Origin of the sequence: Pseudomonas sp. FSL R10-1350 (genome assembly GCF_009600525.1) — a bacterium.
Taxonomy (GTDB): Bacteria; Pseudomonadota; Gammaproteobacteria; order Pseudomonadales; family Pseudomonadaceae; genus Aquipseudomonas; species Aquipseudomonas helleri.
Genome location: NZ_WIVR01000113.1, coordinates 1 through 6,860, shown reverse-complemented (window position 1 = coordinate 6,860; position 6,860 = coordinate 1). Strand labels below are relative to the sequence as shown.

Annotated in this window: 6 protein-coding genes and 2 pseudogenes; 1 reads left to right on the top strand and 7 read right to left on the bottom strand. The window is 62.2% G+C overall.

Features of this window, described 5'->3' with window-relative positions:
- From GHO25_RS24950 to GHO25_RS24920, 7 genes and pseudogenes are all read right to left on the bottom strand, one after another.
- Nucleotides 1–411: pseudogene (locus tag GHO25_RS24950) on the bottom strand (aminomethyltransferase); the annotation flags it as partial.
- Nucleotides 412–426: 15 nt separating this feature from the next.
- Entirely contained in the window at nt 427–1,794 is a 1,368-nt protein-coding gene (locus GHO25_RS24945) for an NAD(P)-binding domain-containing protein (protein WP_153393190.1), read from the bottom strand.
- 24 nt (nt 1,795–1,818) lie between these two features.
- Nucleotides 1,819–2,685 carry a formyltetrahydrofolate deformylase gene (purU, locus tag GHO25_RS24940; RefSeq protein ID WP_153393187.1) on the bottom strand — a complete coding sequence of 289 codons (867 nt, stop codon included), beginning with the start codon at nt 2,683–2,685 and terminating at the stop codon, nt 1,819–1,821.
- 31 nt (nt 2,686–2,716) lie between these two features.
- Nucleotides 2,717–3,847, bottom strand: a complete 1,131-nt coding sequence (locus GHO25_RS24935) for an aminomethyltransferase family protein (protein ID WP_153393184.1) — start codon at nt 3,845–3,847, stop codon at nt 2,717–2,719.
- Between the two features lie 42 nt (nt 3,848–3,889).
- The gene (locus GHO25_RS24930) at nt 3,890–4,906 is read right to left on the bottom strand and encodes a DUF3445 domain-containing protein (protein ID WP_153393181.1); all 1,017 of its coding nucleotides are present in this window, start codon (nt 4,904–4,906) and stop codon (nt 3,890–3,892) included.
- A 12-nt stretch (nt 4,907–4,918) separates the two neighbouring features.
- Nucleotides 4,919–5,845: a PDR/VanB family oxidoreductase gene (locus GHO25_RS24925; protein WP_153393178.1), complete on the bottom strand. Its 927-nt coding sequence runs from the start codon at nt 5,843–5,845 to the stop codon at nt 4,919–4,921.
- Complete coding sequence (locus GHO25_RS24920; RefSeq protein ID WP_153393175.1) at nt 5,842–6,354, bottom strand: dimethylamine monooxygenase subunit DmmA family protein; 513 nt, start codon at nt 6,352–6,354, stop codon at nt 5,842–5,844. Before GHO25_RS24920 ends, GHO25_RS24925 begins: the two co-directional genes overlap by 4 nt.
- Nucleotides 6,355–6,622: 268 nt before the next feature.
- On the opposite strand from GHO25_RS24920, the pseudogene GHO25_RS26670 reads away from it, so the two are divergent.
- A pseudogene (locus GHO25_RS26670) lies at nt 6,623–6,860 on the top strand (histidine kinase); the annotation flags it as partial.

The following is a 6,860-nucleotide window of genomic DNA, read 5'->3' as shown; positions in this document are numbered from 1 at the left end:
GATGAGCACCAGCCGTTCGGCCTCGGCAACCCACTGCTGCTGGTGTCCGGCCGGGCTGTCGGTGCCCCAGAGCAAGGCCGCGTGCGGCAGGTTGTTAACCTCAGTGGCGCGTTTGCCCAGGACTTGAGTGATCCGTCGGGCTTGCAGCGTGGGCTCGCTCAGCCGGGTGCGCAGGTAAGTGTTGGCGGCCGATGCGCTCAGCCCCCAATCGCTTAACGCGCTGGCACCTTGCGCATTGAGCGCCAGCAGCTCACACGGCTGCTGGCCTTCAAGGTCGATCACTTGCAGGCTGTCACCGGGTTGCAAGGCAATCAGCGTCAGGCCGCCCGCCGCCACCCGGTAGCGCTCCAGATTGGGCGCCCGGGCAAACAGCCCTGGTTCGTGGGGCCGGGAAATGCGTGGTGCATTCATTAACAGGCTCCCGGGTCAGCCGACCGACTTGATGGTGGTGGGCGGCTCGCCCAGATACGCCGCCATGGAGTCGTCCAGCGCATGCAGCCACGGCGTGTGGTGGGGTGGCGATTGGGTGCCGGTCATCAGCGAGCGGTACGACTTGTCGCGATAACCCATGATGTTTTCGGCTTTGTCATGCTTCCAGTGCAGGAAGGTTTGATTGACCGCCGTGATGTCGAAGTTCGGGTAGTCGGTGGCATCAACCAACTGCTGGATGTACGCGCCCTGGAATTCGAACATCTGCTGGTTGGTTTCCAGGGTTTGTTCACGGGCCTGCCATTGCTGGCTGTCGGCGGCCCTCTCGGTGTGGTTGGGCAACTCGATGCGCCCCAGAATCACGTCGCGGGCGTACCAGGCTTGGGCGTCGAACATGTTGAACGAGTACCACTGGTCTTGCATGCCGAGGTAGATCAGGCGCGGGTTGGGTTCCCAGAACACGCCCTTGTAGAGGTTCATCGGCCACAAGCGGTTCTCGGTCTTGAGGCTCAATTCGTCGGGCAGGAACGGGAAATGATGCTTGTAGCCGGTGCAAAGAATCACCGCATCGATGTGCTTGCTGCTGCCATCGGCAAACCAGGCGCGGTTATTTTCCAGGCGTTGCAGCTGCGGTTTTTCTTCCCAGTTGTCTGGCCAGGCATAGCCCATGGGCGCGGTGCGATAGCAACTGGTAATGCTCCGTGCCCCGTATTTGTAGCATTGCGAACCGATGTCTTCGGCCGAGTAGCTGCTGCCGACAATCAGCAGGTCCTTGCCCTTGAACTCCAGCGCTTCGCGAAAATCATGGGCGTGCAGGATGCGTCCGGCGAATTGCTCGAAGCCTTCGAAGTACGGGACCTTGGGCGTAGAAAAGTGCCCGCAGGCGTTGATCACGTAGTCGAACTGCTCGCTGGTCAATGTGTCGCTGTTGTAGTCGTGGGCCTGCACGGTAAAGCGCTGGCTGGCCTCATCGAAAGTCACTTGGCGCACCGCATTGTTGAAGCGGATGTAGTCGCGCACACCGGCTTTTTCGACCCGGCCCTTGATGTAGTCCCACAGCACTTCACGGGGCGGGTACGAGGCGATGGGGCGACCAAAATGCTCTTCGAAGGTGTAGTCGGCGAACTCCAGGCACTCTTTCGGCCCGTTCGACCACAAGTAGCGGTACATGCTGCCGTGCACCGGCTCGCCGTTTTCATCCAGGCCGGTGCGCCAGGTGTAGTTCCACATGCCACCCCAATCGTTTTGCTTCTCGTAACACACCAGCTCGGGGATCTCGGCGCCCTTGTCACGGGCCGACTGGAAGGCTCGAAGTTGCGCCATGCCGCAAGGGCCGGCACCGATGATTGCCACGCGTAAGGTCATGATCGTGCCTCGGGTAAGGGGAAATCAGCGAAAGATCACTGTCTTGTCCTGGTTGATGAACACCCGGTGTTCCAGGTGGTACTTCAGCGCTTTGGAAAGGGCCACGGTTTCGGTGTCGCGGCCGATGGCAACCAGCGAGTCGGGCAGGTGGGTGTGGTCAACGCGCTGGATTTCCTGCTCGATGATCGGCCCTTCGTCGAGGTCGCTGGTCACGTAGTGGGCAGTGGCGCCGATCAGCTTGACGCCACGGTCGTACGCCTGGTGATAGGGCTTGGCGCCTTTGAAACCGGGGAGGAACGAGTGATGAATGTTGATCGCCCGGCCTGACAGTTGCTGGCACAAGGTGTCAGACAGGATCTGCATGTAGCGCGCGAGCACCACCAGATCAGTTCCGGTCTCGTCGACAATGCGCATCAGCTCGGCTTCCTGGCGGGCCTTGTTGTCTTTGCTGATCGGCAGGTAAATGAAGCGAATGCCTTCGCGTTCGGCCATGGCCCGCAGGTCCAGGTGGTTGGAGACCACGGCGGTGATCTGCATGTCCAGTTCGCCCTTGCGGTGGCGGTACAGCAGGTCGGTCAGGCAGTGGTCGAACTTGCTCACCATCAGCAACACGCGGGTGGGCTGACTGGAGCAGAACAGTTGCCACTGCATGTCAAAACCACCGGCCAGAGCGCCCAGCCCGGCACGCAAGGCGTCTATGTCGCCGGTGACGCCGTTGTTGAAACGGAACACCGCACGCATGAAAAACTGCCCGGTGAACTCGTCGTCAAACTGCGCCAGTTCACTGATGTAGCACTGCTGGCGGGCCAGGCAGTCGCTGATCGCAGCAACGATGCCGGAGGTCGCCGGGCAGTTGATCTTGAGGATGTAATGTTCGGTCAAAGTGTTCATCAAAGGCTCCGAGGGTAAAAAAATGGGCGGATCAGCCTTTGGCCGTGCGCTTGGTTTTTTGCGGGTCGTCGAAGGGCAGGGCGTGGCTGGCGGCGCTGGCATTGAGGCTGCCGCGCACCTGCAACGGTGTGCCGGGGGTAGCGCAGTCAACGCTCAGGCGGGCTATCGCCATTGAGCGTTTGCTCAGGCGCGAGTACATGGCGCAGGTGATGACCCCGACCTGTTTGTCGCCTTGCCACAGGGTGTCGCCCGCCTCGGCGGGGCGTTCGCCGTCGAGCAGCACGCCAGCGATCTTGAAGCGTTCTTTGCCGCGTAAACGAAAGTGCTCTTCGGCGCCGCGAAACTCGCGTTTGTCGGGGGAGACGGTGAAGTCCAGGCCCATCTCCCACAGGGTGTCCCCGGCCTTTTGGTCGGCGAAGGGGTACATCTGCGAGTTGTCATACGGGAAGAACATCAGTGCGCTTTCGACCCGCAGCCAGTCCAGCGCGGTAAAGGCACACGGGATGATGCCCATGCCCGCGCCGTGCTCGACAATCGCGTCCCAGATGGCCGGTGCGTCGGCGGCCTTGCAGAAGATCTCGTAGCCGCGCTCGCCGGTGTAGCCGGTCCGGGAAATCATCACCGGGCGGTCAAACAGGCGGGTTTGCAGGTGGTGGAAGTACGGCAGCTGGCGAATGCCCGGCACGTATTCCGCCAGAAAATCTACCGCCAGCGGCCCTTGCAACGACAGGTCGTGCAGGTCGTCATCGAACAGCACCGCCACTTGCCGACCTTGCGCCGAACGCACGAGCATTTCGTAGCCGGTGCCTGCGCCGTGCACCACCATGAACGCGTTGGGCCCTGTGCGGTAAACGATGCAGTCATCGACGAACTTGCCTTCTTCGTCGAGCATCGAGGCGTACACCGACTTGCCGGGGTAGAGCTTGGCAATGTCGCGGGTGGTCGCCCATTGCAGCAGGCTTTCGGCATGCGGGCCGACGTAGTGGACTTTTTTCAGCCCCGACACGTCCATCAAGCCTGCGCGGGTGCGGATCGCCTCATGGTGATTGGCCAGCGGGCTGGCATAGGTCCAGGCGGTGCCCATGCCGTTCCAGTCTTCGAGGTGGGAGCCGAGTGCGCGGTGACGCTCGGCCAGTGCAGAAATACGCCATGAATGAGCCATGTCAAAATCCTTGTCTGGAGGAAGGGGGTCAGGAGGCAGAGGTCAACTCTGCGGATCGAATTGCGCCAGCCACTCGACCAGGGTCTGGCGGTAGCGGGTCATGCCCTTGTAATCGGCAATCGGCTCGGGCAGGTCGCGCAGCACCCGGTGCAGGCGGCAACCCCAGCCGGGCTGGGTCACCAGTTCTTGCAGGCTGATCAGGTAGGTACGAATGCTGAACATCACCGCGTTGCTGCGCGGCAGGCGCAGCATCACTTGCAGCTCGACGCGCAGGTGCACCTCCTGGCCGACGTTGTCAGCGGTGATGCGGCCGCGGTCGGCGCCCCATTCGTGAAAGGTCTCGGGCGATGAATCCAGGCGCGGCTTGATCGTCAGCGTCCAGTTCAGGCGCCGGACCGGCTGGCCTGTTTGCAGGTTGAGCAGGTATTTCAGGGCCCGTTCGAAAATGCCCATTTGATGGGCCATTGGCACCGGCGAATGCCATTGTTTGAAGCTCATGCCGGCGTCAAAGGCCAGCGACCAGTCTGCCGGGCTGGTGACGATGCCGGCGTCCATAAACAAGTCGTTGTCGCGTTGATCGAGCAGGGCGAAGTCGCCTTGCACCTGGCGCCCGATAAACTCCAACGGTTCGCACGGCAAGCTGCTGGCGTCACCGAAAACAAAGTGCTGATCAATGTCCAGCAACAGGTTGCGCCAGTGCCAGCGCTCGCCGTCACGATTGAGCACGAACCACTGCGGGTAATCGGCGGCAAGGCTTTCCATCAGCAATTGCAGGGCATCCCAGGCGGCTACCTGCATGTGCGGCAGGACCAGATAGCGGCGCGGGTCTTTGTCCAGCACCTGGGCGCGTTCGGCCATTTCCGAGCGGTAGTGTTCGTCGATGTCGAACGCGCAGTGATAAATCGAACCAGGGTCACGGGAGGTGGCGGGTTCGATGTTCACCGAGTACAGGTAGCTGTCTTCGGTGAACGGGAAAGGGAAGCGGCGAATGGCGGCCGGGCTGTTGCGAAAGCTGAAGTCGTCGCGGTAGCTGAGCACGGGGCTTGATGGGGTGATCATGGTCGACTCCTCCTAGAGATCCAGCGAGACGCAAGGGTGAGCGCGCGAGACGCAGGGCATTAAGAATTCGGCTTGCTCGGCGGGGCTCAGAAAACTGTCGCGGTGCTCGATGACGCCACCGTTGTGGCGCACCTTGCATTGGCCGCACACACCGCCACGGCACAGGTTGGGCACGTTGAGCCCGGCCGCTTCCAGGGCTTCAAGCAGGCTTTGCTCGGCGCCAACCCGTAGTTGCCGGGCGCTGTGCAGCAGGTTCACGTCAAACGGCTGGCCGGGCTGTGCTGCACTGAAGGCCTCCCAATGCACCCGCTGTGCGGGCCAACCGAGGGCGTTAGCCTGCTGGCGAACGGCATCGAGCAAGGGTTGTGGGCCGCAGCTGTAAACGTGGCTGCCCAGTGGCCGCTGGCGCAGGATGTGGTTCAGGTCGGGCCGTTGGTTATAGGTGTGCAGGCGCGTGCCAAGGCGCTGTTGCAACTCATCGACATAGGCATCGCTCTGGCCCTGGCGATACACGTAGTGCAACTCGAAGTTTGCCTGGCGCTGCTCCAGGGCCGCGATGTAGGCCATGAACGGGGTGATGCCGATGCCTCCGGCAATCAATATGTGCAGGCTGGCGGTCGAGTGCAGGGCAAACAGGTTGGCCGGGGCCGACAGTTGCAGGGTGTCGCCCACCTGCACCTCGCGGTGCAGAAAACGCGAGCCGCCGCGTGAGTGTTCTTGCAGGCGTACGGCAATCCGGTAGTGGCGGTTGTCGGCCGGATCACTGGTCAGCGAATAGGCATTGCGCAACGTGCCTGCGGCCAACGGTAAATGGACTTGCACATGGCTGCCGGGGGAGAACGCGGGCAAGTGGCCCGAGCACGGCGTGAAGGTGAACTCGCGCACGGCTTCGGTGAGCATCCGCGTGGCGCTGACCTGCACCTTGAGCGGGCGGCTCATGAGTGCGCTCCTGCATACGGCTGGTCCGGGTTGCGGCACACGCCGATGTAGGCGCCCAGCCGCCGGGAAAAATGCTCGCGCACTTCCAGCTCGACGTCACAGCCCAGGCACGCCAGTTGCGCGGTGAGCGAGGCGGCCTGGAGCAGACCGCAATGCACGCAATACACCTGGCGCGGGCCGCTGAGGGTATGGCTGAGGTCGATTTCCTGTTCTTCGAGCCCGGCGTCGCGGGCCAGGCCATGGATGCGCCACATAAACGCTTCGTCGCCCATCACGTAGAGGTGGCTGCCCACCGTGGCGCTGCCCAGAAGCTGTTGCAGGCGTCGGGCAAAGTCCGGGTGCTCGGCGTTCAATACTTGAGCCGGATCCAGTTCGCTGACAAAGGGCGCGCTGGCTGCGGTGCTTTGCATGACTACGAGGTGCTGGCGGGCATTGGCGCCAAGGGGCGCTGCCTGATAGCGCGGCAGGCTGTGGCGTTGCTCGAGGGCGGCATTGAGGCTATCCGTCATGTGGGCTGTCCTGGCTGATCCACCCCGGGGAACAGGGCGAAAGTGGCGTTTTGTGTTTCCTGTTGGGGAAGATAGTTTCCTAAGGGGAAAATCTTCTCAATCTGGCCAAAGGGCTACCTCTTTGGAGATAAGCCAAGCGTGGCAGGCCTCCGGGGCACGGAAGTTGCTCGTGTTTGCGTGGGTTCACAGGGAGTTAACGAGAGTGCAAACACGATCGCGATGGTGGCCGCTCTGGTTGGGGCGTGTCCGCCCTGAACAGGCAAGCAGCGTGCGCAAGCTGCTGATCGAACTGCCCTTGAGTCAGTTGCACGTGGACAGTGCCGTGAGCGATTTTTTGGACCGTTTTGAAGCACTGCTACCGATGGCCAGGCTTGATCTGATGCTCGCCGAGGAGGGGCCGCAGACTGCGCACTGCGATGTGCTCAAGCGTTGCCCGGCAGTGGCCGGTTGCCCCTTGCTCGATCACCCGGCAACTGACACCGCACATGCCTGCGACCCGTGTCGGC

What these genes read in the sequence shown, in the direction of transcription:
- purU (WP_153393187.1), bottom strand. Translation starts at nt 2,685, where the DNA reads ATGAACACTTTGACCGAACATTACATCCTCAAGATCAACTGCCCGGCG.
- GHO25_RS24930 (WP_153393181.1), bottom strand. Translation starts at nt 4,906, where the DNA reads ATGATCACCCCATCAAGCCCCGTGCTCAGCTACCGCGACGACTTCAGC.
- GHO25_RS24925 (WP_153393178.1), bottom strand. Translation starts at nt 5,845, where the DNA reads ATGAGCCGCCCGCTCAAGGTGCAGGTCAGCGCCACGCGGATGCTCACC.
- GHO25_RS24945 (WP_153393190.1), bottom strand. Translation starts at nt 1,794, where the DNA reads ATGACCTTACGCGTGGCAATCATCGGTGCCGGCCCTTGCGGCATGGCG.
- GHO25_RS24935 (WP_153393184.1), bottom strand. Translation starts at nt 3,847, where the DNA reads ATGGCTCATTCATGGCGTATTTCTGCACTGGCCGAGCGTCACCGCGCA.
- GHO25_RS24920 (WP_153393175.1), bottom strand. Translation starts at nt 6,354, where the DNA reads ATGACGGATAGCCTCAATGCCGCCCTCGAGCAACGCCACAGCCTGCCG.